Raw genomic sequence first — 22810 nt, forward strand, 5'->3', positions numbered from 1 at the left:
TAGGTGGTCGGGCGCGGGTGCAAGGATGTCCGCATGTACCGGAAGTCACGTGGGATCGCCCGAGTGGCCTGCGGCGAGTTGCATGCGGCTACGCATAAGTCTCGCGACTATGGTTGTCCCATGGCTGGCGAGACAGGGGCTGGGCTGACCAATCGGCTCCAGGGTGACTTTGGGGAACTTTGGGTGGAAGTGGTCGCAACTGCCCTCGACCTCGGTGCTGCGCCCTCAGATCGGTCCGATCTCCACAAATCTGACCTCACCCTTACTCACTACGGCGAAATAGACGGCTATGACGCTCCCTCTGTGAAGGTTCAAGTGAAGACAGAAGTTGAGGTGCCGACGAACGATAACGGAGACCTTCGTTATGCGTTGGACGCTGATACTCATCGAGTGCTTTGTAAGAGATCCGCAGTCCGTAGAATTCTCGTTGTGGTCAACATGCCGTCCCGGCATGAAAGAATTCAGTTCACCGATGAAGGGACGCTGCTACGGGGGAAAGCGCACTGGATCTCGTTGGAGGATGCACCACCCTCGGAAAATAAAGAAAGCCAGACAGTTCTCATCCCGGCGGAAAACAGCCTGGACGAACAGGGATTGCGGCACATTATGCGTACCTATGGAGTGCCTCGGACGACTAAGGCACCTCCTGTGGATATATGGGAGGGGCAGTCGTGACTTCATCCATACATAGCTACGTCGCCCCCACTGCCGAAAAAAGCCTGTCCGCTATCAGGGATTATTTGACGGCTACTGGTTGGGTTTCCCTGGACTTCGATAAGAACAGTGAACTGTGGAAGCCCACTACGGCTTATTTGGATAAGCTTGAGGTCGAGTCAAGGCGTACTCCGTATCAAATCTTACTTCCCGCAAACCATTTATTCCTAGACTTTGAAGAACTGTACGAGGATGCAGTGAACCTCCTCAGTTATCTGGAAAAACGGCAGCGCAAAGAAGTAATAGATGATCTGTCATGCGGCGGATCAGACAGTATCTCAATCAGACTCCAGCCTGATACACCCAGTGGAGAAGCTCCACTGGGGCTTGCGCGTAACTCTGCTGATGGCCTTCATGATCTTCTCGTAGGAGCTGCTTGTTCCTTGACGTATCAAAATCGCCCTGTCCTACCATCCCGGCGGCCCATAAGGGCTGAGCGATATGCGGAAGAGGCGCGGTACTCGACACAGCCAGGTAGCTTCATAATTAATCTTGCCCTACCTTTGGCGGATACCAATGCGCCCATCGTTGAGCAAGATGACACCCAGCCCGAATTATTCAATGTGGCACCATATGGGCGACGGGTATCAGATCGCATTGACGCAGTAATTGCTGGAGCATGGCAAATTAGTAACGAGCATGCTCAAGGTCAAGAATCGGTAATTGACGCAGACCGATTCAAGGGGTTCAACACCGTGGAGTTGGACGGCCTTAGCAAAATCGGCGATACCGGTGAATTGGCTGTTGGCTATTCCTTCCGGCTTGCACAAAGCCCGTTGTCGCGAGAATTAAAGAAGCCACCCCAGGTGAAAACCTTTTCGCGTAAGCAACTAGACATTCTAGAGGGCGCTTCGGCCCTCCTGCGCGCCGATGAAATTCGTGAGAACCTCACGGTTCGCGGCAAGGTGACTGATCTTCATAGGGATGGTGCATTCGGTGCGGGCAACATTTCTATAATGAGCACTGCGGGTGATGAAGGGCATAATAGAAAGTACAAATTGAACCTTGGGGAAGAAGATTATGAGGCAGCGTGGCGCGCACACGGCGGTCCATATGAAGTTCTTGTTACCGGAGACGTGCAAATTTCCGCGAGGCGTCGGACATTTATAACGGTCCACTCATTTGAATTGGTTCCTATAAACAGTTGATGGTCTCTACTGCAGAGGATTGATGGGCGGCCAAAGGGCGCCGTCTTTGAAGTCGTTGGGCGGTTGGCTTTCTTGAGGATCTCGGTGCTGGTTTTCGTCCAGACGAATGGGTGACAGCGGTCGTTCCAGCCGGTGACGAAGGCCCGGATCCGCTTGTTCAGCTCGGGTACCGAGGCGACGTCGGCCCGGTGCAGGGCCTGGCGCTCGGTGATCCCGAACCACACCTCGACCAGGTTCAGCTACGAGGCCGAGGTCGGGGTGAAGTGCACCTGGAATCGGGGGTTCTCAGCCAGCCACGCCTTGACCTCGGGGGTCTTGTGGACCGCGTAATTGTCCATCACCAGGTGCAGCTCCTGGTCCGGGTAGGCCCGGGCGACCTGCTTGAGGAAGGCCAGGAACTCCTGGCGCCGATGCCGCGACTTGCACACGGCCGTCACGTGGCCGGTGGCGATCTCCAATGCCGCGAACAACGTAGACGTCCCGTGGCGGACGTAGTCGTGGGTGCGCGCCGCCGGCTTGCCCGGCTGCATCGGCAGGCCCGGGCTGTCCTCTCGAGGGCTTGGATCTGGGACTTCTCGTCCACACACAGCACCACCGCGTTCTCGGGCGGGGCCAGATAGAGCCCGACCACGTCGACGACCTTGGCCACCAGCTCCGGGTCGGTGGAGAACTTGAAGGTCCCCTCCCGCCACGGGGCCACCCCGTACTCGTGCCAGGACTTCGCGACCGTGCTGTGGTCGATTCCCAACCGGGACGCCAGCAGCTGGGAGGACCATTGGGTGACGCCGAGTTTCTTCGGCGGCGGCCTGAGCGTGGCGGTGACGATCGCCCGGTGGTCGATCCGACGCGGCCGCCCGGACCGGTCGTGGTCGGCCAGCCCGGCGATACCGGCCTCGATGTAGCGGGTCCGCCAGGCGATCACCGTGGTGCGGGTGGCCCCGACCTTCTCGGCGATCTCGGTGTTGGAAACCCCGTCGGCGGCCAGCAGCACCATGCGCGCCCGCTGGGCCAGCCCCGCCCGCACCGAAGTGGAGTGCACCAGCCGGGTCAGCTTCTCCCTGTCGCCTTGGCGCAACAGCAGCGGGGCCGCAGGATGATTTGCCATAACCCATGATCCCACCCCTTTAAGCGTTCAAGCAGTTCGAAGACGGGCCAATAGGAGCAGAGCCAGCGACGAGTGGGCAAGAGTTCATCGCCAGCGGAGCACTGCATCTCACCATTGCCTATGTGTCTTACGTCAGTCGGTTCACACGGACTGGTCGTCGATGCCGCCCATGAAGCGCTGGAAAGTACTCCAGTCCGTGAAGACGCCGGTTCGCTCGGCGCAAGGTAGCTTCTTCGCCGTTTCGTAGACCCGGATGAGGTAGGCAAACACCTTCCACCGGAACATGTTGTAGCCAGTTCCGGGATGAGCGACACCACCGGCGAGCGCCTCGGCGAACTCGTCCGGCAGATCCGTGGTGCCGGCATCGCGGTAGTCGAGGATCATCTGGATCTGGTCGCGCTTCGTCTTGGCCCGCGCCGCCCGAGTGGTGACGATGAGGTAGTAGACGTACATGAGCTCGGCGGCAAGCTACACCGCGTCCGCGCTGACCGTGGACAGCTGGGTTTCGAGCTTCTCGTAGAAGGTTCCGGCGCCTAGATAGTGTTGCCCCACGAACGCCTCCACGAGCTCCTGCGCCGCATCGGCGCCATTGAGCGGCTCGCCGCTGAAAAGGCTGCGGTCGTCGACCAGCAAGTGGTCCCGCCACTGGTCCGCTGCCCAGTACATCTTCTGCGCGGACGGCAGCACCACCCTGGATCGGCCGGTCATCGCGGAGTCGTCGTTACCCATGGTGCCATTCTCACCATCTCGTGCGCCGGTGACGGTGGACCGGTCGTGGCGCGTCACAGAGACGATAATTTCGGTTTCATCGTTATCCTGTCGCTGTACTCGTCAGTAATTTCAGCCACTCGGAGCGCCATCATGGCTCACAGCGACTCTTCAGGGACCGCCGACAAGGATGTCGTCATCCAGAAGGAACAGCAGTACTTCGACCACGCCTTCGACTGCATGATGGCCGCCGACGAGCGGTGGTCCCGTGCGGTGCTGACAGGGGGCACGGCCGCCGAACGGCGGGCCCTTAAGCAGATGGCCTCGAAGCGCCGCGTACCCTCGGCCAGCGAGCCTATTGCCTTCGGGCGGATGGTCGACGAGACCGGGGAATCCTTCTACATCGGCAAGGCCCCGATCTTCGACTCCGAGAAGAACCTCCTGGTCATCAACTGGCAGCTGCCGGTGGCCGCCCGGTACAACCAGGCCACAGCCCAGAATCCCCAGGGACTGCTCTGGCGGCGCAGCTTCACGGCCCCCGACAACCACATCCAGGACTTCTCCGACCTGGTCTTCCAGCACATCGCGGAGCAGCTGGAGAACCTGCAAGAGGTCGCGGAGTTCCACTCCCCCGAGGATTCGCTCCTGGAGGCACTCCGCCGAAAGCGCACCGGCGAGATGACGGACATCGTCTCGACGATCCAGGCGGCGCAGGACCAGCTGATCCGCGCGGACAAGGACCAGTTGCTGATCGTCCAGGGCGGCCCGGGGACGGGGAAAACCGCCGTGGCCCTCCACCGGGTCTCCTGGTTGCTGTTCACCTACGACCAGGAGATCGACCCGCAGGACGTCCTCGTCGTCGGCCCCAACCAGACGTTCACTCGGTACATCCAGAAAGTCCTTCCGGGCCTGGGGGACGACAACGTCCGCCAGACGTCCCTGGAGCAGCTCCTCGGGGGCACGGTGTCGCGTCGGGGAACGGACGGGCATTCCGTGGCGGCGATCAAGGGCTCCCCTCGGATGGCGATCTTCGTCAGACGGGCGCTGTTTCAGCGGGTGACCGTCCCTGCGGACGGAGTCACCGTGGAGATGGGCTCCTTCCAGCGGATCCAGGTGTCCAAGGAAGCACTCAGGACTCTGGTCGACGGTCTGGACCAGTTGCCCTACGCCAAGGGTCGAGAGCGACTCGCGCAGCGGCTGAGGTCCTACTGCCTGGAGTACCAGGAGCCGCAGAAGGGCCGCAGGGCACAGGACTCGGTCGTCCCGGCTTCCCTGGAGCAGGCCGTCGAACGCGTATGGAAGCAGCTCAGCCCGCAGCAGTTCGTGCGGGACCTCTACGATTCGATCTCACGCCTGACCAAGGCCAACAAGGTCGGTCTGTTCGGCCACGACGAACTCACGCTCCTGCACCGGCCGGCGCGCCAGTCCATGAACGAAGAGCCGTGGACCCGCGAGGACCTTGCGGTGATCGACTACGTGGACGTGCTGATGAACGGCGTGGACCGGAAGTACAAGCACATCGTCGTGGACGAGGCACAGGATCTGAGCCACATGGAGCTGACGGCCCTCAAGCACCGGTCGTCCTTCGGCTCGATGACCGTCGTGGGCGACCTCGCCCAGTCCACGGGACCGCACGCCCACGACTCCTGGACGGAGGTGGCGCACGGGCTCGACATGGGCCAGTCGCAGGACATCGCCGAACTGGAGTACGGCTACCGCGTCCCGAAGCAGGTCTTCGATGTGGCCCGACCGGTCCTCGGTGAGGCCGCCCCCGACGTGGCGGCACCCGTGATTCTCCGCGATGCGCCGCGCTCCCCCGAGTGGTCGTTCCCAGCGTCCGCGGACCTGGCCGCGGCAGTGGCGCAGACCGTGCTGGAACGGAGCCGGGGCTTCTTCATGGGGGTCATTGCCCATCCGGAGCACTGGGAGTCTCTCCGGGAGGCCTTCACGGAGGCCGGTATCAACTGGGCCGAGTCCACGTCCGGCGAGCTGTCCAGCGCCATCAACCTGGTGACCCCGGAGGACGCCAAGGGCCTGGAGTTCGACTCGGTCATTGTCGTCGACCCGCAGCGGCTCATCGACATGCCCCACGGCCTGCGTCTCCTCTACATCTCCATCACTCGTAGCACCACGTTGCTCGACATGGTCGTCCCACGAGACCGTCTGCCGGACATCCTCAGTGGCATCGCCCCCGAGATCCCGGCGTTGCCGGTGCCCGAGCCACACCACACCTTGGTCCCGGAGCCCGCGGTCGGCGAGAACACCGACCTCCCCCCCTCCGGACCGGCACACAGCGCGACGACGCCAGCCAGCACTGCTGCTGTCCGTCCCGACCTGAGCAACGACAGGGGGGCGCGTTTCGAGGCCCTGCCATCGTGGGCCAAGCCCGTGGTCGAGAACTATCTCCAGGAGCAGTTCGCCCACCTCGGCAACGGGGACTACGGCCCCAATATGATCGAGGCCATCGTCGAGGAGATGTACCACCACTTCCTGGGACCGGAAACCGACACCGAGTGATGCCGCGGGCCCAGCTCGTTTCATCCGCTAGCAGCGTTATCGGCAAGAGAGCACAAAGCGCGCTCCTCAAGGACCTTCCGCGCAACGCGACCGGCAAGATCCTCAAGGAGCTCCGCACCGTGATGAGCCGATGACCCGCCCCGACTCCGCCGCCCTTCTGGCCGACCTTCGCCAGGAGGGGGACCTGCTCGAGGAGATGCTGCGGCCGCTGTCCGCCGAGGACTGGGACCGCCCCACGCCGGCGGAGGGGTGGACGATCCGCCACCAGGTCGCCCACCTCAGCTGGACGGAGCGGACCGTCCTGACCGCCCTCGAGGAGCCGGAGGTCTTCGCGCAGCTGAGGGAGCGGTTCGGGGGGGAGGCCGACGTCGTCGACCGCGCCGCCGCAGAAGGCGCCACACGTGCCCCGGCCGAGATCCTGGCGTCCTGGCAGGAGAGCCGACGCCGGGTGCTCGAACGGCTCGCCGCCGTGCCGGAGGGCAAGCGCATCCCGTGGATCGGCCCACCCATGGGCGCGCCCATGATGGCCAGCGCCCGGATCATGGAGACCTTTGCCCACGGCCAAGACGTCCGCGACGCCCTCGGGGTTCCCCCGGTCGCCTCGCACCGGCTGCGGCACGTCGCCCACCTGGGCGTGGCCACCCGCGACTACGCCTACCGGCAGCGCCGGCTGTCCCCGCCGACCGAACCGTTCCGCGTCGAGCTCACCCACGAGGACGAGACCTGGACCTGGGGGCCGACCGAGGCGGGTCAGCGCGTCCACGGCCCGGCCCTGGACTTCACTCTGCTCGCCACCCGGCGGCGGCACCGCCAGGACGGGAGCCTTGTCGCGGAGGGCCCCGACGCCGACGCCTGGCTCGACATCGTCCAGGCCTTCGCCGGCCGGCCAGGCCCGGGGCGACCCCCGCTGTCGTAGGCAGGTGAGAAATGGGCACACGTGCGGGAAGGCTCTTCGAGCGCCGCCCCGATGCACACGCGGCACGCGATGCAGAGCACGCTCCCCGGACGCGCCCGGAAACGAAAGCCGACCCACGCCGAACAATCATCACGAACACAGATCTTTCTTTTTGTGAATTCATCGCTGGACCATAGGAGGTACTAATAAGTTGTCCTTTTCGCCCGGAGGGACAGGGCCCTTCATGGCGACACTCGAGGAATCCGTGGAGCTTTCCCGGTGAATTGTCGCGCCATAACACGAGTGTCACCACCGGACATCCCGCTCCATGACAGGAGCGTGCTCACCCGCCAGCACGACCTATACAGAGCCCCAGGTCAAGACCACTTTTGTCTCGAGTTGAGCCTCCCTGGAGATCTCCCGCGGCGCCCCTCACCGAGCAACGTCGTGTGGGTGCGGAGGCGCGCTGCCCGGCCGACACAAAAGCCGAGACACGCCCGTGATCAAAGCGAGACTTTTCCGTTATCTTTCGATTAGTGTTCTCTCCGTGCCGATCGCCTCACCGATCGGTATCCCCGTGCACATCGCCGAATTCTGCCGGTGCCCGGGGCCCCCAGACATATCGCTCGGCAGAAGCGGGGGAACCATGAACGGTCCCTCCCCCGGGACCTAGGGGTTAAGTCGTCAGGGCCCCCATCCTGACGACCGGGTGTCTCCCACCCGCATCCGACAGCTCACCTCGCAGGCAAGAGGGAGGACATCACTCATGCCCATTTTCCAGTCCCGCACGCCCCGCCACCGCGCCCAGAGTTCGTTCCGCCTCGGACGCGCCGCGATCCTGACGGTCGCCGGCGGCGCCCTGGCGCTCAGCAGCGTGGCCCCGGCCCAGGCGGCCCCCGCCGCAGCCCCCCAGCAGCTCGTCAGTATCCAGTCCCAGTCCGGCAAGGCCGCGACCATCGCCGCCGCCGCCAAGAGGCAGCTCGGCGTGGGCCAGGACTGCACCGCCCTGGTCACCAAGTCCCTGCGCGCGGCCGGGATCAACCACCACGGCTGGCCGGCCTCCTACCTGAAGCTCGGCACCCGAGTCTCCGCCGCCCAGGCCCAGCCCGGCGACCTGGTCTACTACGCCAACGGCGGCATGGGCTTCGCCCACATCGCCGTGTACATCGGCGGCGGCAAGGCCGTCCACGGCGGCTGGAACGGCAACCAGACGGTCATCCAGACCGTCAACGTCGGCTCCGGTCCCGTCTACCTCCGCGTGCGCTGACCCCACGCCCGTGAGCGGGGAGTGCGGTTCCCGGCCGTCCCGACGGGAACCGCACTCCCGAGTCCCACGAGGACGACCCTTGGACACAGAAAGCCTCGCGGCGATGTCCACGGTGCGGATCCATCGGCGGATCACCCTTCACAGCCAGATGCATGGCTCGTAGGCTCGATCCGGATCCGCCGGAGGATCGATCGCCAACTCGACGAGGAGTGGGACAGCATGCGCCAACTCGCGCACCGGCTCGAACGGCTGGGCACCGAGACCGCCTTCAGCGTCGCCCAGGCCGCTGCCGCCTGGACGGCGAAGGGGAACCGCGTGTACCCCTTCCACCTCGGCGACATCAACATCCCGACAGCCCCGCACATCATCGAGGCGATGGACCGGGCCATCGCCGACGGCCACACGGGCTACTGCCCCGGCCCCGGCATCCCGCAGCTGCGCGAGGCCCTCGCCGAGGACATCGGCTCGCGCCGCGGCATCGGCCTCACTCCCGAGAATGTCGTCGTGATGACGGGGGGCAAGCCCGTCATCACGAAGTTCCTGCAGGCGGTCATGAACCCCGGCGACGAGGTGCTCTACCCGAACCCTGGCTTCCCGATCTACGAGTCGCAGATCGAGTACCTCGGGGGCACGGCCGTGCCGTACCGCTACCTCCCCACGGAGGACGGGTTCGCGATCGACCTCGACCAGGTGCGCGCGGCGATCACCCCGAACACGGTCGCCATCATCTACAACGACCTGCAGAACCCCATCTCGGCCGAATCGACCGCGGCCGAGCGCGAGGCCGTCGCGCAGCTCGCCCAGGAGCACGATCTCTGGGTGCTCTCCGACGAGGCCTACTTCGAGACCCGCTACGAGGGGGTCTCGAGCTCGATCGCCTCACTCCCCGGCATGGCGGAGCGCACCGTCATCCTCTACACGTTCAGCAAGAAGTTCGCCATGACCGGCTCGCGCCTCGGCTGCGCCGTCGCACCGCTCGAGATCGCCAAGGTGCTCAGCACCCTCAACACCAACGACGAGTCGTGCACCACCCACTACGTGCAGTGGGCCAGCATCGAAGCGCTCCGCGGCCCCCAGGAACCCGTGCAGCAGACGCTCGACATCCTGCGCGAGCGCCGGGATGCCGCCTGCGAGCTCGTGAACGCCATCCCCGGCATGCACGTGGCCGTACCGCAGTCGACGTTCTACCTGTTCCCCGACGTCACCCAGACCATGGAGAGCATGGGCTACACGGCAGTCGGTGACTTCGCCACGGCAGCGCTGCACCAGACCGGCGCCTCCTTCTGCACGCGTGAGCACTTCGGCCGGCGCCAGCCCAGCGAGGACCGGCAGTACATCCGGCTCGCCTACTCGGGCATCGACGTCGCCGACATCCGCGACGGCCTCGGCCGCCTGCGCGAGTGGATCGAGACGGCATGAGCCGGGTCGTCGTCACGGGACGGGTGCCCGACGCCGCGATCGAGAAGCTCCGCGCCGCCCACGAGGTCGAGATGTGGCCGGATCCGGAGCCGATCGGCCGCGAGGCGCTCCTGCGCCGGGTGGCCGGGGCGGATGCCGTGGTGAGTCTGCTCACCGAGCGCATCGACGCCGAGCTGCTCGACGCCGCCGGCCCGCAGCTGCAAGTGGTCGCGAACGTCGCCGTCGGCTACGACAACATCGACGTGCCCGCCTGCACCGAGCGGGGCGTCGTGCCCACCAACACCCCCGGTGTGCTCACGGAGGCGACTGCCGACATCGCCTTCGGTCTGATCCTCATGGCGACCCGCCGGCTCGGCGAGGGGGAACGGCTCATCCGCTCCGGCCAGGACTGGAAGTGGGGCATGTTCTTCCTGCTCGGCAGCAGCCTGCAGGGCAAGACCCTCGGCGTCGTCGGCATGGGCGCCATCGGTCAGGCGACCGCGCGGCGGGCCAAGGCCTTCGGCATGGAGATCGTCTACCGGTCGCGCAGCGAGATCGATCCCGGGTTCGCCGCCGAGCTGGGCGCCCGGCGGGTCGATCTCGACGAGCTGCTGAGCGTCTCCGACGTCGTGTCGCTGCACTGTCCCTACGGGCACGCCACGCACCACCTGATCGGCGCCGAGCAGCTGGCGGCGATGAAGGACTCGGCGTACCTCGTGAACACCGCGCGCGGACCGATCGTCGACGAAGCGGCACTCGCGTCCGCGCTGCGCGAGGGCCGGATCGCGGGTGCCGGAATGGACGTCTTCGAGCACGAGCCGCAGGTGCATCCCGAGTTGCTGGAGCTCGACAACGTGGTGCTGGTGCCGCACCTGGGCTCCGCCACCGTGGAGACGCGCACCGCGATGGCGGTGCTCGCCGCCGAGAACGTGCTCGCCGTGCTCGCCGGTGAACGACCGCCTGCACCGATCGGTTAGCTGCAGGACCGCCGGCTCCACCTCGAGTGGCGTGGGATTCCGGGGCCACGTCCCCGGCAGGACGGCCGCGGCGGTGACGCGGGCCGCCATGCCTCACGAGGTGCTGCGGAGCCAGTCCTCGAACCGGGTCGGGGCGGTCGTGAAGTCTCCGCGGGGCAGCAGGCCACCGTTGCCGAGAGCGGTGAACGGCACCGGCACCCGGAGCACCTTCCGGCGTCCTCCTCGGTGCTGATCGATCGCACGGGCGAGTTCCGCCATGTCGCGGACCTCGGGCCCGGCGATGACGGCGTCGTCGGAGGTTGTGGAGCCGCCGGGCTCCAGGGCACGGTCGGCGACGAACGCGGCGGCTTCGTCGGCGGCCAGCGGCCGGGAGCGCATCCCCGGCACCGCGGAGAGCGGGCCGATGCGCATCTGCGACAGCAGGGTCTCGGCCAGTTCGTACCACTGCGCCGAGGCCACGAACGTGACCGGGACGGGCCCGGCACGGTAGGTCTGCTCCTGGGCGGCCTTGCCCGCGTAGTAGCCCATCCACCGGTGCACCTCGGGCTCCCGGGCGTTGAGGATCGTGACGCACACGATCCGGGACACCCCTGCCTGCTGTGCCGCCGCCACCACGTTGCGTGCGGTGGTGGTGAAGAAGTCGACGGCGCGCTTGCGGGACAGTGTCGCCAGGTGGAGGCAGTCCACCACGGTGGAGACCCCCTCGAACGCGGCGTCCAGGCCTTCGCCGGAACAGACGTCGATGCCTTGCCCGCGGGAGACCTCGACGACGTCGACCCCGCGCTCACGCAGCTGTGCCACCACCCGTGCGCCCAGCTGCCCGGTCGCTCCCAGGACCGTCACCTTCCGGCGCTCGCCCTCGCCCGTGCTCTCCATGGCCCACCGTCCTCTTCCCGCCGTCCGTGCCTCGGTGCTGCTGGCACCGATTCTCCTCGCGTGCCGCTCCTGTCGCGACTGACACTTTTCATACTGTCGTCGACTTCCTGCCGGTCCGCTGGGAGCATGGACCCATGATCAACAACGTGGCCGTCATCGTGTTCGACGAGGTCTCCCCCTTCGAGCTCGGGGTGGCCTGCGAGGCCTGGGCGATCGACCGCTCGGGCGACGGCCTGCCCGTCATGGACTTCGCTGTATGCAGCCCCGATGGGCGGCCGGTCCGCACGATCGCCGGCTTCGACGTGGCGGTCCAGCACGGCCTCGACCGGGTGGCTGCGGCGGATCTCGTGGTCCTCCCGGCCATGTCCCGGGACATCCCGGTCCCGGCCGAGGTGATCCACGCGCTGCGCGCGGCCCACGACCGTGGCGCCCGGCTCCTGTCCATCTGCTCGGGCGCCTTCATCCTGGGTGCCGCCGGGCTGCTCGACGGCCGCCGCTGCACCACCCACTGGATGCACACCGCGGAGCTGGCCGAGCGGTTCCCCGCCGCACACGTGGTGCCCGAGGTCCTCTACGTGGAGGACGGCAGCGTCCTCACCAGCGCCGGCACCGCCGCGGGTCTCGACGCCTGCCTCCACCTGTGGCGCCAGGAGTTCGGCTCGGCGGCCGCCAACACCGTGGCACGGCGCATGGTCGTGCCGCCGCAGCGCCAGGGCGGACAGGCCCAGTTCATCAAGGACCCGGTCCCCGAACGCCGGGCCGAGACGCTGGACCCGCTGCTCACCTGGATCGTGGGCCACCTCGACGAACCGCTCGACGTCGACGCCCTGGCCCGGCGCGCCGCGATGTCACCGCGCACCTTCGCCCGCCGCTTCCGCGACGAGACGGGCACCACCCCGCATGCCTGGATCACCGCGCGGCGCCTGCACCGGGCCGAGCAGCTCCTCGAGGAAACCGACCTGCCCGTCGAGCGCATCGCCGCGGACGTGGGCTTCGGCAACGCGGCCACCCTGCGCCACCATTTCACCCGGATCCGCCGCCTCAGCCCGCAGCAGTACCGCCGTCGCTTCGCGACGACCTCCTGAGCGCCGCCTGCTGAGCACCTCGGCCGCGAGAGCGCGGCCGACGAGCTCCGTCATGGCCGCGATCTCGAACAAGCGTTCCGCTCATCCGGGACTCCGTGGCAGAGCGTCGACAGACTTGGCAGAAAACGACCGGAGGCAGTCATTTCTGCCACTCGCGCAACAGGTTCCAGGCGACGAGGCTTGTCAGCGTGAGGGTGAGCCGGATCGGCCGGCACACCGCAGGCAAGGAGCTCATCATGATCTCGTTCGTGTTCCTGGTGCTGGCCGCAGCCGCTGTGCTGTCGGTGTACACAGTGATCGGCCGCCTGGCCGCACCCCCGGAGGAGCGGGTGCCGTGGCGCGACCTCGGCTGGGACGGCTGGGTCCACACGCTGCGACGCAGCCTGGTCTTCCTGGGCGACGTGGCCCCGCGCGTGGGCGCCGGTCACGCGGCGAGTCCGTCGAACGTCGTCGCCGCGTCGTCGGCCTGGCAGGCCGCCGTGGTTGACGACATCCCGAGGAACGCACGGCCCCTGTCCGGGCCCGCAACCTGCTCGTGAGGTTCACCTGGGAGGTACTCTCGTCCGGCAGGCAGGTCCAGCGCCTCCTGCCGGACGAGGGCATTACCCCGAAAGGCGCTACAGCAGCCGGCCGCAGAACACCGCGGGCAGCGGTGTGAACCTCCGGCGGCGCATGCGGCACGGGCTGATGAGTCTCAGGGAGTCCAGCCGAGGACCGCTTCCCCGAACGTCATGACGCCGAACCACGTCGCGACGGCCACCAGGGGAACCAGGAGCACCAGGTAGGACCGGCGCTGCACCAGCCGCACCCCGACGTAGGTCAGGAGCACCCACCACACGCCCAGGAGCACGATGGCCCACAGCGGAGCCATCAGACCGCTGGCCATGTAGAAGAACCCGACCACCAACTGGGCCAGGGCCGCGATCACCACAGCCACCACGAACAACGGCGTCGTCGTTCTCATAGGAGAACTGTGCGCCTCGAGACAGCCACCAGCAAGAGAGGACCCGGCTCCCCCGCAAAGCCGCCGACATTTGACGTGGGTGGGACCGGGTCGAGTAGATGTCCCATGCCAGAGCTCACCAAGGCCGGGAGGGCGCCTCGTCACTAGCGCCGTGCTGCGTGCCCGTCCGCCGCCCTGCCGCTCAGGACAGTCCGGCGCTGAGCAGTGCCGTCAGGAGGTCTGAGCCGTAGCTGACGGCGGCTGCAGTGCCCCCGAAGATCATCCCGAGGCCCCACAGCCTGCGGCGGCGTCGCGCGCTCCGCACGGTGTGCCGCAGCTCCGCGAAGCGCTCCTGCAGCGCGACCGGGTCCTCGGGCGGCGCGGGATGGTGGTGCCAGGTCCCCGGAACCACGGCTGCGGCAGCGATCCGGGCAATCCGCTCGGGAGCCAGGACGGGACGACGACGCTTCAGCCAGCGCAGCAGCTCACGATCGGTGACAACTCTGACGTCGGCGGGACGCTGTTTGATCGTCAGCTTTCCCGGCTCGATCAGCACCAGCACCGGGGTGACCGACACCGACTCCCCCACCGCCGCGCTCAGCCGCCTCGCCGCTCGGGCCGCCTCGTGCCGGGCGTGGGGCAGGTAGTGCTGCTTGTGCCCGTCGACCAGGATCGCGCGCTCGCCGATCCAGACATTTCTGCCCGCGTGGTTCTTCGTGTTGAGCGTGAACACGCCTGCCGGGCCGATCAGCACGTGGTCGATGTCCGAGACCCCGGCGCCGACCGGAACGGCGTGGAGCACCGTCCATTCCGGGCCCAGGCGGCCGAGGATCTGCCCGACCGCGATCTCTCCGAGCGCCCCTTGGAACCAGGGCCGGCTGTCGGCGCTGAGCGGGCTGGCTCCGGCCAGACGTCGCCACCACGACCGGGGCGGATCTCCGTCATGGATCCGCAGCGTCTCGGCCATCACCGCCTGGCCTGCTCGTCGGTTCGCCAGACTCGACTCCGGCATCGGGGCTCGGGCCTCCGCCGGCGGCCCGAGCAGCCCGAAGGCGGCGAATCCCGCGGTGCGGATGGGCGCAGGAGGTGGCAGCGCAGGGTCGACGGAGGGCGTCATGATGGTCAACTTTCGAACGGGACGAAAAGGTCTCCCTGCATCTCATGTCTTTGCTTTAGTACACGGCAAGTGGCAGCGCCTTCGTTCCGTTGTGTGACGCCATCAGCGCCAGCAGCGCGACCCCCTGCTCCGCAGCACTTCGGCGCAGGCCAGCATGTTCCGACCGACGAGACACGTCCGCGTCGTACTGCCCCCTCCTTTCGGATGATGTCGATTGCAAACACAGTGGATAGCGTCAGCGTCATCCACGACGGTCACAGGGTCGTCCCGGCGCAAGGAGTGGTCCATGAGGCTCAGAAGCATCACCACAGGAACGATCGCCACCGTCCTGGTGGTGGGTCTGCTGGGCACTCCCGCAGCCGCCACCAGGATCGAGACCCCGATTCCTGCACCGGAGATCGGCCAGGAGTTCGCCGAGGTGTCCTTCGCCGTGGTCGGCGACATGGACGTGGTGGTCGGCGAGACCGTGGAGGCCACTGACCTGGAAAAGGTCGGCGTGGAGGAAGGGGCCGCCGAGGCGGTGCTCGAGGAGCCGGAGACGGTGCCCGAACTGCTGCTGCCGGAGGAGGCCGCTCTGCCATCGGATCAGCCCGTTCTGCAGTCTCAGCAGCAGTTCGTGGCCTCGACAGTCGCGGCTCCCCGGGTGATGGTGGCCGCCGCCAACGCGCCCGTGCTCTACAGCTGGCTGGATCGTGACGGCAGGACCGTGACGTTGCGCAGCAACATCAACACCAAGATCGTGAACACCCACAACGTCAACTACCGGGTCGCGCGAGCTACGACGAAGTATCCCCAGCACAAGTGGTTCGTCTCCGGCTCCAAGTACAACTACAGCACCCCGGTGAACGAAGTCAGGTGCTCTGGCATCCTGTGGTGGCGCACGTGCAAGGTGGTGCGAACGGTCACGGTGATGGCGGGGGTGGATTTCCGCACCAACACCAGTGACGGCCGCCCCTTCGGAGTGACGACGACGTACTGTCAGGGATACGCAGGAGCGTGCCCTGACTTCGTGAAGAACGCTCTGAACATCTGAGGGGTTGATGGACGTGACCGTGACCGGCGGATCCTTCCTGCACGAGCTGTCCATGGTCGAACGCGCCCAACACCACAGCCTCATCACCGGCGTCACGCTGGCCCAGGAGACCGCCGATGTGCAGTGCGTGACGGGACCGTCGGTGACCGTGCCGCTGACGGCCGGGCGGATTCGCATCGCACAGCTGCTGAGCGCGGTTGCCGGACCCATCACCCCGCCGGCCGCGCAGGATCCCGACACCTACCCGGACACCCCCGCCCCCCAGCAACTGTGGAGCGAACTCCTGGACGACCTAGGTGCTTACCTCCCTGACCTTTCCCACGCCGACCCCGATCTGCGGCTGGTCTCCGTGCACCGGGACGGGGCAACCGCGCGGATCCAGGTCGCCAACAGCACTCGGCAGTTCACCCATGGAGTGCCCCTGGACAGCGGGGAGCCGCCGGCCGCGGTGACGGTCGACATCGCCGCCGCGTTCGCCGCGGCACCGTAGCCGCTGCGCTGAGACCTGGCCTCATTGCCGGTGGCGGCCCTCGCAGCACTCGCGCCGGAGCACGCCACCGGCCAGATCGTGCCGGGGACCATCCGAGATGCAGGAGGCCGCACGGCGGGAATAACGACATTCCCCAACATCCGCCGGGATCACTGACTCCCCGGGCACCGTCGAGGACCGCGCCGACGACGGCAGCCCCGTCCCCACGTCCCCTCCTGCTACCGCGCCTGAGCCTGCGGCCGCAGAACTGGGGACACCAGCCTCCCCGGTGATTGCAGATGCATCCATAGGCTGGAGGGGAACTGACGCTTTCCTGACAGGACTCCCGTGGCTCCCTCCTCTTCTGCTTCTCTCCGCCTGGGCGCCTCCGCGCTCGTCCTCCTGCTCCTGACCGGCTGCGGCGGGTCGGCGGTCTCCAGCGACACGACGTCGTCGAACGCCGCCTCCACCGAGACCTCCGCCGCCCCGGAACTGCGCGGCGATCGCGCCGTGGTGGAGCGGGTGATCGACGGCGACACCGTCGACGTCCAGCGGGACGGCGAGGTGGTGCGGGTGCGGCTGCTCAACATCGACACCCCGGAGACCAAGGACCCGAACGAGATCGTCGAGTGCCTCGGCCCGGAGGCCACCGCGCTGCTGGAGGAGCTCCTGCCGCCGGGCACCGTGGTGGGCCTGGAGTACGACCAGGAGCGCACCGACCGCTACGACCGCACCCTGGCCGGGGTCTTCCTGGAGGACGGCACGCTGGTCAACGCCGAGATCGCCCGCCAGGGCCTGGGCACACCGCTCTACATCGCGCCGAACGGCCGGTTCCTGCCGCCCGTCGAGGAGGCCTTCGCGGAGGCCGAGCAGCAGCGGACCGGCCTGCTCGACCCGGCCCACGGCTGCACCATTCCCGCACAGCTCCAGCAGGCGACGAGCGCGCTCGCCGACGCCGCGCCGGCGGATCTCGCCGATGCGGCCGGTGAGGTCGCGGCCGCCGTCGCGTTCCTGGCGGCGCTCGACGCGGTCGACGGCGACGCGCACCCGCACATCCGCCATCTGGTCGGCCTGCCGTCGCTCACGAGCGGGATCTCGGGCGTCCGCCAGGACGTCGCGGCCCTCCAGGAACGTGCCGCTGAGCAGCGCCGCGCGGCGGAGACCAAGGCAGCGGAGCGCAGGGCGGCCGAGGACCAGCGACGACAGGCGGAGGCGGACGCGGCCCGTCAGGCGGAGTCCGCCCAGCAGGCTGAGCTGGACCGCCAGGCGGAAGCGGCACGGCAGGCAGCGACCGACGCCGCCCGTCGAGCGGTCGCACCCGCGCCGGCGCCCGCGCCGAACCCGGCGCCTGCTCCCGCTCCCGCTCCCGCCCCTGCGCCGAAGCCCGCCCCGAACCCGGGCGCCAACATCGTCAACCAGGCCCCGCCCGGCTACTACGCGGACATTCCCGGCTACACGGGACCTCGTTGCTACGCGCCCGGCGGGAAGTTCTTCAAGCCCTGCTGATCCCGGCGACAGGATCTGGTCACGGAAGTGGTGATGACCCCGAAATGAAAAATCCCCCGGGTGCGCATCGTGGAGAGGCGAGGGGGATCCAGTACTTTCACCCTAACTCGGGAGGACGCGACCTGGAAGGCTCAACCTCGGGTTGTCCGGGGTGGGGGCCGGTGTCGGTGTCGGAAATCAGGAGCACCTCTCTGTCGGCCCCGTCGTCAGCGCCACCCACCGCACGGCCGTGGCCTGCCGACGCCGAGCACCAGGGTGCTCGGCGTCGTTGACAGCATTTCTGCCACTGCTCCCGCGGACTTGAAGCGCCCGATGGCGACGACCAGGCGTGACCGCACTGTGAATCGCGGTCTTTCCCGCCTCTTGTAAAATGTTGTTCAGACAAAGTTGGACAAGACGACAGGGTGACCAACGTTCCGACCAGACCTCGTCCGCTCGGACGACTTCGCCGCACGCCCCGGACGCCGCGCCTGAGCCCTCGATGACCGGCCGGCGTCTTCGTCGCCCAGGATGCGAGCGGAGTCCGCGCTGCCGTGTCGGACCGGCTGAGGACCCTGGGGCCTGAGACGATCGACGTCCCAGCGACCCCGAGGAGCCCACCGTGGAGAAGACAGGTCAGCCGGTCGAGGAGTACCTTGCCGGGGTCACGCCGGCGAAGCGGCGGGCGGACGCCGAGCGTCTCATCCCCCTGTTCACCCGGGTCACCGGGCAGCCGGCGGAGATGTGGGGCACCATCGTGGGCTTCGGCCAGTACCACTACAGGTACGCGAGCGGGCACGAGGGCGACGCCCCCGCGGCGGGCTTCGCCGCGCGGAAGGCCGCGACGACGGTCTACGTGTACGACGGCGTCGACGCCCACCGGGAGAACCTGGCGCGCCTGGGCCCGCACACCACCGGAGTGGGCTGCATCTACCTCAAGGATCTCGGCGCGGTGGACCTGGACGTCCTCGAGCAGATCGTCGCCGCCTCGTACGCGAAGCTCGGCGACGGCCCCTGGACGGACCGCGCTCGGGACGGCGCCCCGGACTGAGCGGACGCCGCCGCCTCCGACACGGAGGCGACATGAGTCACGGGCCGGCGACGATCCGGGCGATCCCCTGGAGTGTGCCCGTGCGGGGGCCTACGGTCAGCACACGCCTGATCGGAACCGGCCGGACGGACACCACCACACGAGGGGACGAGACGATGCCGCTCTACCTGTCCAAGTTCAGCTACACCCCGGAGACCTGGGCGCGGTTGATCGCCCACCCGGAGGACCGTCGCCAGGCCGCCCAGGACTACATCGAATCCGTCGGCGGGAAGCTGCACGGGTTCTGGTACGCGTTCGGCGAGCACGACGGCTACAACCTGTGGGAGGCGCCCGACAACGTGTCCATGGCCGCTGTCGTCCTGGCCATCAGCGGTGGTGGCGCCCTCAGCTCCCTGGAGACCACGGTGCTCATGAGCGTCGAGGACACACTGGAGGCCCTGCGCCGGGCCGAGCAGATCAAGTACCGGTCTCCCGGGACCTGATCTCGTCTGCCAAGGGAACCCCAGAAGCAGACCGACCGCTGAATCACTCAGCGAGACGGGGGCGGCCCGCCCGGCCCTCCCGCCATGCCTCCGCCGGTGGGCGTGGTGGTCGTGTCCACCCCGGCGGTCAGGGTGACGGTATAGCCCTGGGCGACGTTGCCGGTGACGGCACCCAGCTGGCTGACCCCGCCGTCGTCGCCGAAGACGTTGTCGCTCGCCAGGGTGAGCTGGGCCAGGTTGCTGACGGAGGACTCGTAGCCGGTGGTGGCGTAGACGGCGTCGCACGCGTTCTTCGGCAGGGCGACCTGCGAGGTGGCGATCGCGGTGGTGGAGTCGGTGATGGACGCCTGGTCCGGGTAGACCTCGAAGTGGATGTGCGGCCACCGGCCCGTGTAGCAGGCCGGGAAGATGCTGGTGAAGCGCACCTTCCCGTCGTCGTCGGCGATCTGCACCCCGCGCAGGTAGTTCTCCTCCGTGACGCCCTCGCTGTACATGGAGTAGCGGCCCTCCCGGTCGCAGTGCCAGACGTAGACGGCCACTCCCGCGAACGGCACCCCGCCGTTGGCGAGATCGGCGATGGTCAGCTCCAGCGTCATCGGCACGCCCTCGGCGGTCCCGCCGGCGTCCCCGAAACTGGAGCGCAGGTCGCTGCGCACGATCCCGCTCTGCTCGAGCACGTCGGGACCGTTGGAGCCGTCCCCAGGGTAGGGCCCGGCGGTCTCGTCCGGGATCTCGTCCACCGCCAGGGCCGTGGCCGAGGGCGAAGGAGACGTGGAGGCCGACGACGACGCGCTCGCGCCGCTGCCGCCCGCTCCGGCCCCGCAGGCCGCGAGTCCGAAGGCCGAGGCGCCGAGACCGAAGACCGTCAGCACCTTCCGCCGGTTCATCAGGGTGCCGATGTCGAAGCCCAGCCCCTGGTCCACCACCTCCTCCTCGGGGCGCGGCAGCCGGCGGCCCTCGTAGCTGAGCGCCGTCTCGTGCGGGGTGCTGCGGTCCATGGATCCTCCATCGGTTCGGGTCGTGGTCGGCCTCCACGCTAGGAACGGGTGCTGTGCCGCGGCTGAGCCGGGACACAGCTCCGCGTGTGCGGATTCATGGGCCGGTGCGGACACTCTGTCTGCGAGGAGCGCGCCGGCCGCGCTCCGCCGGCGACACGCAGCCGCGGCGAGCAACGATCCGGTCTCACCCGGACGGACCCGGCGCACCGGGGTCCTACCGTGGGAGCACCCGGCCCGCCGCTCCCCCCGGGGTGCCCAGGCCCCGTCACTCGGACACCGCACGGAGGACCACCATGCAGACACTGGGCCGCGCCGAGGACTCCATCCACGTCGAGGCGCCGCCGCGGACGGTCTACGACCTCGTCGCCGACGTCACCCGCACCCCCGAGTACAGTCCCGAGGTCGACGAGGTCGTCTGGCTCGACGACGGCGGACCCCGCGTCGGCGCACGCTTCCGGGCCCGCAACCGGGTGCCGCCCGACTCCCGGTTCCCGTGGCACAACACGCCGATCGTCATGGCCGCCGAGCCCGGCCGGGAGTTCGCCTTCGCCCGCACCGAGCGCTTCGCCGGCACCCTCGTGTGGCGCTACCGGTTCGAGCCGGAGGGCACCGGCACCCGAGTGACGGAGTCCTACGAGATCGCCCGCCCGGTCGGCCGCATCGGCTGGTTCATCATCGGCACCCTGGGCCGGGACCGGGACCGGATGACCACGATGCGCCAGGGTCTGCGGGAGAGCCTGCAGCGGCTCAAGCGCGTGGCCGAGGCCGACGCCGCGTCGTCGTCCTCCGCACCGTGACGGACGGGGTCGGGACCAGCGCCTGACCCGGTCAGCTCAGGCGGGCCGCCGCGGCGACCACGGCGTTGCGCACGGCCAGCCCGTGCCGCGCCGTGCCCACGCGGTTCGCCAGACGGGCCAGACGCACCGTGCGGACGGTAGGCCGGCGGCGTACGGCGTCGTACCGGTGCAGGGCGCCGGGCACGTCGGAGGCCGCGCTCAGCGCCTCGACGAGCGCCGTCGCGTCGAGGAGGGCCTCGCAGGCGCCCCGGCCGAGATTGGGGGCCATGCCGTGGGCGGCGTCGCCGAGGAGCACGGTGTGCCCCCGGACGTAGGACGGCAGCGGGGGCACGTCGAGCAGCGTGCGCCGGTCGATCGGGGTGTTCCCGAGGGCGGCCAGGACGCGCCGCACGTCCGGGTGCCAGTCGCCGTAGAGGCGTTGGAGGGCCTGGGCGTCGTCGCGCCCGGACGCGGCGGCGGCGAGCACGTCGGCGCGGACGCTCGCGAACCAGTTGGTGCGCTCGGCGTCGTGCGGGGTGATCCCGAAGAGCCGCGCCGGCCCCCAGGTCTCCGTGACGCCGTCCGCCGGGCCCGGGACGGTGCCGCGGAGGGCGACCGTGCCCAGCGGCCGCGGGGCGACGCCGAAGAGCGCGGCGCGGACGGGGCTGTGGACGCCGTCCGCCGCGACGACGACGTCGGCCGCGGGCAGGGCGCCGTGGTCCGTCACCGGGGCGTTCCACGCGATGACGTCCGGGGGCAGGCCCTGGGCCAACGCCGCCAGGAGCGCCGGCCGGGGGACCAGCCGGGCCGTGCGCCCGGGGCCGAGGTGGGCGATCTCGGTGCCGTCCGGCCGGAGGAGCCGCGCCCCCCGCTGCTCCACGGAGGCGGCCCGGACCTGCTCGCCCACCCCCAGTCGGTCCAGGGCCCGCATCGCCTCGGGCCACATGCCCAGCGCCGTGCCGGCGCCGGGCAGGCCCGAGGAGCGCTCGAGCACCCGGACGGACCAGCCCGCGCCGAGCAGGCCGCGGGCGGTGGCCAGGCCGGCGATGCCCGCACCGATGACGACGGCCGATCCGCGCACGGCTCCTCCTGTGGTCGGCGGGTCCCGGTCCCGAGACGTGCCCCGGGCGGTCGAGCTGCAGGCGGCCGGGCTACAGGCGGTCCAGGAAGTTCCCGATGTTCTCCCACGTCCAGGTCTCGCAGCGGGCGGGGCCCATCTCGGCCGGCTTCTTCCGCGCCTCGGGCTCCACCCACAGACCCAGTAGCGGCTTGTCCTCGGCCACCGCGCACCGGATCTGCCACCGCGCCGCGTCCGATGCCGGCGTGCCGCCGCCGATCAGCGCGATCACGCCGTCGCTGCGGCGGATCCGGTCCCGCACGTCCTGCTTCCACTCGTCCGCGCTCGCCCCGTTCCCGGGCGGCTCCACGAACCGCGCCTGGTCCCCGGCCCGGTCCCACTGCGCGGTGAAAAGGTTCCGGAACAGCTCGTCCTGCTCCGCGAACGCCAGAAATACAGTCTTCGGCGCCATTGCCGTCAACTCCCTGCCACATCGAAAGTTTGTCCTAGTGCAAGGCACCATATGCGGTCGGCGCCGTCCGGCGGGCGGGGCCGAGCAACATCCCTTCATGAAGACCTCTGATGTCCCGATGTGCAGTGCGCGGCCCGAACGCCCTCCGTGCGCTCTGGTCTGCTCGCGGGCGGGGTGGGAAAATGGTGCTGCGCCTGCCCCGCACCCGGGCTGAGCCCGTCGAGCACCGCGGTCCCG

General features: G+C 68.5%; 22 protein-coding genes, 2 pseudogenes and 1 riboswitch. Of the genes and pseudogenes, 15 read left to right on the top strand and 9 right to left on the bottom strand.

Going from position 1 to position 22810, the window contains the following annotated elements:
• Positions 1–120: 120 nt before the first annotated feature.
• Together EQG70_RS17235 and EQG70_RS17240 are read left to right on the top strand one after the other, a co-directional pair.
• Entirely contained in the window at positions 121–675 is a 555-nt protein-coding gene (locus tag EQG70_RS17235) for a DUF4365 domain-containing protein (protein ID WP_167508933.1), read from the top strand.
• Positions 672–1862 (top strand): hypothetical protein, encoded by a 1191-nt coding sequence (locus EQG70_RS17240; protein WP_138976496.1) that lies wholly within the window; start codon positions 672–674, stop codon positions 1860–1862. Before EQG70_RS17235 ends, EQG70_RS17240 begins: the two co-directional genes overlap by 4 nt.
• A 50-nt stretch (positions 1863–1912) precedes the next feature.
• On the opposite strand, the pseudogene EQG70_RS18940 reads toward EQG70_RS17240, so the two are convergent.
• From EQG70_RS18940 to EQG70_RS17255, 3 genes and pseudogenes are all read right to left on the bottom strand, one after another.
• Positions 1913–2967 (bottom strand): annotated as a pseudogene (locus EQG70_RS18940) (IS630 family transposase); the annotation flags it as partial.
• 141 nt (positions 2968–3108) lie between these two features.
• On the bottom strand, positions 3109–3420 hold the full coding sequence (locus EQG70_RS17250) for a hypothetical protein (RefSeq protein ID WP_109269113.1): 312 nt from the start codon (positions 3418–3420) through the stop codon (positions 3109–3111).
• 15 nt (positions 3421–3435) lie between these two features.
• Positions 3436–3696: a hypothetical protein gene (locus EQG70_RS17255; RefSeq protein ID WP_138976497.1), complete on the bottom strand. Its 261-nt coding sequence runs from the start codon at positions 3694–3696 to the stop codon at positions 3436–3438.
• Between the two features lie 132 nt (positions 3697–3828).
• On the opposite strand from EQG70_RS17255, the gene EQG70_RS17260 reads away from it, so the two are divergent.
• From EQG70_RS17260 to EQG70_RS17280, 5 genes and pseudogenes are all read left to right on the top strand, one after another.
• Positions 3829–6192: a HelD family protein gene (locus tag EQG70_RS17260; RefSeq protein ID WP_138976498.1), complete on the top strand. Its 2364-nt coding sequence runs from the start codon at positions 3829–3831 to the stop codon at positions 6190–6192.
• A 130-nt stretch (positions 6193–6322) separates the two neighbouring features.
• On the top strand, positions 6323–7108 hold the full coding sequence (locus tag EQG70_RS17265; RefSeq protein WP_109269110.1) for a TIGR03084 family metal-binding protein: 786 nt from the start codon (positions 6323–6325) through the stop codon (positions 7106–7108).
• A 554-nt stretch (positions 7109–7662) separates the two neighbouring features.
• Positions 7663–7848, top strand: a riboswitch (cyclic di-AMP (ydaO/yuaA leader).
• Between the two features lie 110 nt (positions 7849–7958).
• A pseudogene (locus tag EQG70_RS17270) lies at positions 7959–8354 on the top strand (NlpC/P60 family protein); the annotation flags it as partial.
• 219 nt (positions 8355–8573) lie between these two features.
• Positions 8574–9773, top strand: a complete 1200-nt coding sequence (locus EQG70_RS17275) for a pyridoxal phosphate-dependent aminotransferase (RefSeq protein ID WP_109269108.1) — start codon at positions 8574–8576, stop codon at positions 9771–9773.
• Positions 9770–10729: a 2-hydroxyacid dehydrogenase gene (locus EQG70_RS17280; protein WP_109269107.1), complete on the top strand. Its 960-nt coding sequence runs from the start codon at positions 9770–9772 to the stop codon at positions 10727–10729. The genes EQG70_RS17275 and EQG70_RS17280 overlap by 4 nt, the downstream gene beginning before the upstream one ends.
• Before the next feature lie 93 nt (positions 10730–10822).
• Here EQG70_RS17280 and EQG70_RS17285 read toward each other — a convergent pair whose 3' ends face one another.
• Positions 10823–11605 (bottom strand): SDR family oxidoreductase, encoded by a 783-nt coding sequence (locus tag EQG70_RS17285; protein WP_109269106.1) that lies wholly within the window; start codon positions 11603–11605, stop codon positions 10823–10825.
• Positions 11606–11739: 134 nt separating this feature from the next.
• On the opposite strand from EQG70_RS17285, the gene EQG70_RS17290 reads away from it, so the two are divergent.
• Complete coding sequence (locus EQG70_RS17290) at positions 11740–12690, top strand: helix-turn-helix domain-containing protein (RefSeq protein ID WP_109269105.1); 951 nt, start codon at positions 11740–11742, stop codon at positions 12688–12690.
• Between the two features lie 236 nt (positions 12691–12926).
• Positions 12927–13229, top strand: a complete 303-nt coding sequence (locus EQG70_RS17295; protein WP_109269104.1) for a hypothetical protein — start codon at positions 12927–12929, stop codon at positions 13227–13229.
• Positions 13230–13384: 155 nt separating this feature from the next.
• Here the strand turns inward: EQG70_RS17295 and EQG70_RS17300 are convergent, their stop codons facing one another.
• Together EQG70_RS17300 and EQG70_RS17305 are read right to left on the bottom strand one after the other, a co-directional pair.
• On the bottom strand, positions 13385–13654 hold the full coding sequence (locus EQG70_RS17300; RefSeq protein WP_244296601.1) for a hypothetical protein: 270 nt from the start codon (positions 13652–13654) through the stop codon (positions 13385–13387).
• Between the two features lie 181 nt (positions 13655–13835).
• The gene (locus EQG70_RS17305) at positions 13836–14600 is read right to left on the bottom strand and encodes a nuclease-related domain-containing protein (protein ID WP_244296603.1); all 765 of its coding nucleotides are present in this window, start codon (positions 14598–14600) and stop codon (positions 13836–13838) included.
• 436 nt (positions 14601–15036) lie between these two features.
• Between EQG70_RS17305 and EQG70_RS17310 the strand changes: the two genes are divergently transcribed.
• The 5 genes from EQG70_RS17310 to EQG70_RS17330 all read left to right on the top strand — a co-directional run bounded on the left by EQG70_RS17310 (position 15037) and on the right by EQG70_RS17330 (position 19270).
• The gene (locus tag EQG70_RS17310) at positions 15037–15783 is read left to right on the top strand and encodes a hypothetical protein (protein ID WP_109269103.1); all 747 of its coding nucleotides are present in this window, start codon (positions 15037–15039) and stop codon (positions 15781–15783) included.
• Positions 15784–15790: 7 nt separating this feature from the next.
• Complete coding sequence (locus EQG70_RS17315; RefSeq protein WP_109269102.1) at positions 15791–16273, top strand: hypothetical protein; 483 nt, start codon at positions 15791–15793, stop codon at positions 16271–16273.
• A gap of 327 nt (positions 16274–16600) precedes the next feature.
• Complete coding sequence (locus EQG70_RS18370) at positions 16601–17758, top strand: thermonuclease family protein (protein ID WP_208746228.1); 1158 nt, start codon at positions 16601–16603, stop codon at positions 17756–17758.
• Between the two features lie 601 nt (positions 17759–18359).
• Positions 18360–18788 (top strand): DUF1801 domain-containing protein, encoded by a 429-nt coding sequence (locus tag EQG70_RS17325; protein ID WP_109269101.1) that lies wholly within the window; start codon positions 18360–18362, stop codon positions 18786–18788.
• 155 nt (positions 18789–18943) lie between these two features.
• Positions 18944–19270 carry a GYD domain-containing protein gene (locus EQG70_RS17330; protein WP_109269100.1) on the top strand — a complete coding sequence of 109 codons (327 nt, stop codon included), beginning with the start codon at positions 18944–18946 and terminating at the stop codon, positions 19268–19270.
• A 47-nt stretch (positions 19271–19317) separates the two neighbouring features.
• On the opposite strand, the gene EQG70_RS17335 is transcribed toward EQG70_RS17330, so the two are convergent.
• Positions 19318–20268 carry an intradiol ring-cleavage dioxygenase gene (locus tag EQG70_RS17335; RefSeq protein WP_109269099.1) on the bottom strand — a complete coding sequence of 317 codons (951 nt, stop codon included), beginning with the start codon at positions 20266–20268 and terminating at the stop codon, positions 19318–19320.
• 293 nt (positions 20269–20561) lie between these two features.
• On the opposite strand from EQG70_RS17335, the gene EQG70_RS17340 reads away from it, so the two are divergent.
• On the top strand, positions 20562–21065 hold the full coding sequence (locus tag EQG70_RS17340) for an SRPBCC family protein (protein WP_095650125.1): 504 nt from the start codon (positions 20562–20564) through the stop codon (positions 21063–21065).
• 31 nt (positions 21066–21096) lie between these two features.
• On the opposite strand, the gene EQG70_RS17345 is transcribed toward EQG70_RS17340, so the two are convergent.
• The gene (locus EQG70_RS17345) at positions 21097–22125 is read right to left on the bottom strand and encodes an FAD-dependent monooxygenase (RefSeq protein WP_109269098.1); all 1029 of its coding nucleotides are present in this window, start codon (positions 22123–22125) and stop codon (positions 21097–21099) included.
• Between the two features lie 70 nt (positions 22126–22195).
• Positions 22196–22573, bottom strand: a complete 378-nt coding sequence (locus EQG70_RS17350) for a TIR domain-containing protein (protein WP_109221529.1) — start codon at positions 22571–22573, stop codon at positions 22196–22198.
• Positions 22574–22810 lie beyond the last annotated feature (237 nt).

This window comes from Kocuria rosea, from assembly GCF_006094695.1.
Lineage (GTDB): Bacteria > Actinomycetota > Actinomycetes > Actinomycetales > Micrococcaceae > Kocuria > Kocuria rosea.

Bases quoted from the DNA above. Each gene is read 5' to 3' on its own strand.
- EQG70_RS17235 (WP_167508933.1), top strand. From the start codon at position 121: ATGGCTGGCGAGACAGGGGCTGGGCTGACCAATCGGCTCCAGGGTGAC.
- EQG70_RS17250 (WP_109269113.1), bottom strand. From the start codon at position 3,420: ATGTACGTCTACTACCTCATCGTCACCACTCGGGCGGCGCGGGCCAAG.
- EQG70_RS17255 (WP_138976497.1), bottom strand. From the start codon at position 3,696: ATGGGTAACGACGACTCCGCGATGACCGGCCGATCCAGGGTGGTGCTG.
- EQG70_RS17260 (WP_138976498.1), top strand. From the start codon at position 3,829: ATGGCTCACAGCGACTCTTCAGGGACCGCCGACAAGGATGTCGTCATC.
- EQG70_RS17265 (WP_109269110.1), top strand. From the start codon at position 6,323: ATGACCCGCCCCGACTCCGCCGCCCTTCTGGCCGACCTTCGCCAGGAG.
- EQG70_RS17275 (WP_109269108.1), top strand. From the start codon at position 8,574: ATGCGCCAACTCGCGCACCGGCTCGAACGGCTGGGCACCGAGACCGCC.
- EQG70_RS17280 (WP_109269107.1), top strand. From the start codon at position 9,770: ATGAGCCGGGTCGTCGTCACGGGACGGGTGCCCGACGCCGCGATCGAG.
- EQG70_RS17285 (WP_109269106.1), bottom strand. From the start codon at position 11,605: ATGGAGAGCACGGGCGAGGGCGAGCGCCGGAAGGTGACGGTCCTGGGA.
- EQG70_RS17290 (WP_109269105.1), top strand. From the start codon at position 11,740: ATGATCAACAACGTGGCCGTCATCGTGTTCGACGAGGTCTCCCCCTTC.
- EQG70_RS17295 (WP_109269104.1), top strand. From the start codon at position 12,927: ATGATCTCGTTCGTGTTCCTGGTGCTGGCCGCAGCCGCTGTGCTGTCG.
- EQG70_RS17300 (WP_244296601.1), bottom strand. From the start codon at position 13,654: ATGAGAACGACGACGCCGTTGTTCGTGGTGGCTGTGGTGATCGCGGCC.
- EQG70_RS17305 (WP_244296603.1), bottom strand. From the start codon at position 14,600: ATGGCCGAGACGCTGCGGATCCATGACGGAGATCCGCCCCGGTCGTGG.
- EQG70_RS17310 (WP_109269103.1), top strand. From the start codon at position 15,037: ATGAGGCTCAGAAGCATCACCACAGGAACGATCGCCACCGTCCTGGTG.
- EQG70_RS17315 (WP_109269102.1), top strand. From the start codon at position 15,791: ATGGACGTGACCGTGACCGGCGGATCCTTCCTGCACGAGCTGTCCATG.
- EQG70_RS17330 (WP_109269100.1), top strand. From the start codon at position 18,944: ATGCCGCTCTACCTGTCCAAGTTCAGCTACACCCCGGAGACCTGGGCG.
- EQG70_RS17335 (WP_109269099.1), bottom strand. From the start codon at position 20,268: ATGGACCGCAGCACCCCGCACGAGACGGCGCTCAGCTACGAGGGCCGC.
- EQG70_RS17340 (WP_095650125.1), top strand. From the start codon at position 20,562: ATGCAGACACTGGGCCGCGCCGAGGACTCCATCCACGTCGAGGCGCCG.
- EQG70_RS17350 (WP_109221529.1), bottom strand. From the start codon at position 22,573: ATGGCGCCGAAGACTGTATTTCTGGCGTTCGCGGAGCAGGACGAGCTG.